This is a genomic window from Cobetia sp. (assembly GCF_983723665.1).
Genome location: NZ_CFDJES010000024.1, coordinates 7,680 through 9,777, shown reverse-complemented (window position 1 = coordinate 9,777; position 2,098 = coordinate 7,680). Strand labels below are relative to the sequence as shown.

The following is a 2,098-nucleotide window of genomic DNA, read 5'->3' as shown; positions in this document are numbered from 1 at the left end:
TGCTCCTTGCTGCAACGTCTGGCGGCCAGGCGCGCCTTGCGGCGGCTGCGCCAGTTGCGCACCACCTGATAGCGCCACAAGAGGCGGACCAGCATGTTGGCCAGCAGCGCGAGGACGACGGCGCTGACCAGCGAACCCAGCGCCAGAGCGGGCAGGATGTCTTCCAGCTGGTTGGCGAACCAGGCCGCGGAGACCTGGTCCGGCATCACGCGTGCGGGCGTGTCCAGCATCCAGGCACCCACGCGGTAGGTCGCGTAGTAGACCACCGGCATGGTCAGCGGGTTGGTCACCCACACCAGACCCACCGACAGCGCGAGGTTGCAGCGCAGTGCCCAGGCACCGAAGGCGGCCACCACCATCTGGAAGGGAATCGGCAGCAGCGCACAGAACAGCCCCACCATGCAGGCATTGGCCACAGTGCGTCGCGACAACGCCCACAGTGCGGGATCGGCGATCAGGTGATGCATGAAGCGCAGCGACTTCTTGCGCTTGAGGGCATCCGGTTCCGGCATGAGCCGCTTGAGTAGACGACGAGGCATGACTTGGCCATTTGGCATTCAACGCCGGCCATTATCCATACATGGCTACAGGACTGCCATGCTGACTGCGCAGTTGTCCGGTTCGTGATCTGCAACCCGCGTGTCTCGATTCGGCACTGAGTACAGCAAAGCCCGCGCCATGCCTGACGGGCTGCGCCATGGGTGACCTTGCAAGAGGCCAGCAACATGTCAGGCGCCACCGTGAATAAATCGTCCCATCCCGCTCGATTCTGGCTGTCACCGGCCTCGCTGGCCCAGCTGCTGGCGGGACTGGTGGCGGGAATCTGGCTGTCACGCCAGGGCGAGTGGGGCGCGGATTGGCAGTCACGCTCATCGGCAGGGCTCGGCGCGCAAGAGAGTGGGGCGCATGGCTGGGCCGCCTTCATGACGCTGAGCGACAACCTGCTGCTGGCCGCCTTGCTGCTCTGCTGGCTGATGGTGGCAGGGGTCTTGGCCGCCAATCCCTCTCGTGCTTTCCCGCACTCTGCTCCCGACGCTGAGTCACGCCGCTTTCGGCTCGGGGCCTTGAGTCTGCGGCTCTCGACAGCGCTGGGGGTCGGGCTGGTGATCGGCCTTCATCAGCAGCCGCTCGTGATGGCGGAGGCGTTGACGCGCCAGGAGCTGTGGCTGGAAGGCCGGGTCGAGCAGGTCAACCGCGCACTGCCGACGCCTGATGACTCGGTGCGCCTGGTGCTGCGTGTCTCGCGCTGTGATCTCTTCCAGCCGACGGAGGTCCCCGGCGCGGATGCCGGGCGTCAGGCCGCCTGTCAGCGGCTGCTGGATCAGCGGGTCCAGCTTCGGCGTTACTGGCCGCGCAAGCTGCCCCGCGATGTTGCGACACGCGAGGCGCTGGCGACTCCCTGGCAGGCCGGTGAGCGTTGGCGCATGGTCGTGCGTCTGGTACCGCCTCATGGTGTCAGCAACCCTGCCTTCGGGCGCTCAGCGAGCCCCGCGGAGTTTGACCGTGTCGCCTGGCTATGGCGTGAAGGTATCGTCGCCACGGGTTACGTGCGCCAACTGTCCCTTGCGCAGCGCTTGGCGCCACCCGGCGGGCTGGCAGCACTGCGTCTTCATGCCGAGCAGGCTCTGTGGCAGCGCTGTGGCGAGGGCGAGGGCGAGGATAAAGGTGGAGGCGAGGCACTGGTCGATTGGCCGGGTTCGCCCTGTCGCTGGCTGGCGGCATTGACGCTGGGCAAGGTCTCGGCACTGACCCATGACGACTGGGACACGCTGAATGCCACCGGGCTGACGCATCTGGCGGTGGTGTCGGGGCTGCATGTCGGATTGATGGCAAGCCTGGTGCTGGGGCTGAGTTTCGGCGTGCTGCGTCTCTGGCGACCGGGCGGATGGCGATTCAGCGTCGCGCCCTGGTGGCTTGCCTGTCTGGCGGCCTGGAGTTTCGCCTTGCTGGCAGGCCTGGCGCCGCCGGCATTGCGCGCCGCCTTGATGGTGACGGTCGGGCTTTGGATGGCGAGTGGCCGCAGCGGCCTGGGTGTCTGGCAGGTCTGGATGCTGGCGCTGATTCTGGTGCTGGGGCTGGACCCGCTGGCGCTGTGGCG

The 2,098-nt window shown here is 67.2% G+C and carries 2 protein-coding genes; one reads left to right on the top strand and one right to left on the bottom strand.

Annotated elements, in window-relative coordinates; translation table 11 throughout:
• Positions 1–539: DUF2062 domain-containing protein (locus AC4FAH_RS04225; RefSeq protein WP_490245682.1), on the bottom strand; the 539-nt coding region annotated here is incomplete at its 3' end.
• A gap of 201 nt (positions 540–740) precedes the next feature.
• Between AC4FAH_RS04225 and AC4FAH_RS04220 the strand changes: the two genes are divergently transcribed.
• Positions 741–2,098, top strand: a 1,358-nt coding sequence (locus AC4FAH_RS04220) for a ComEC/Rec2 family competence protein (RefSeq protein ID WP_490245681.1), incomplete at its 3' end; no start/stop codon positions are given.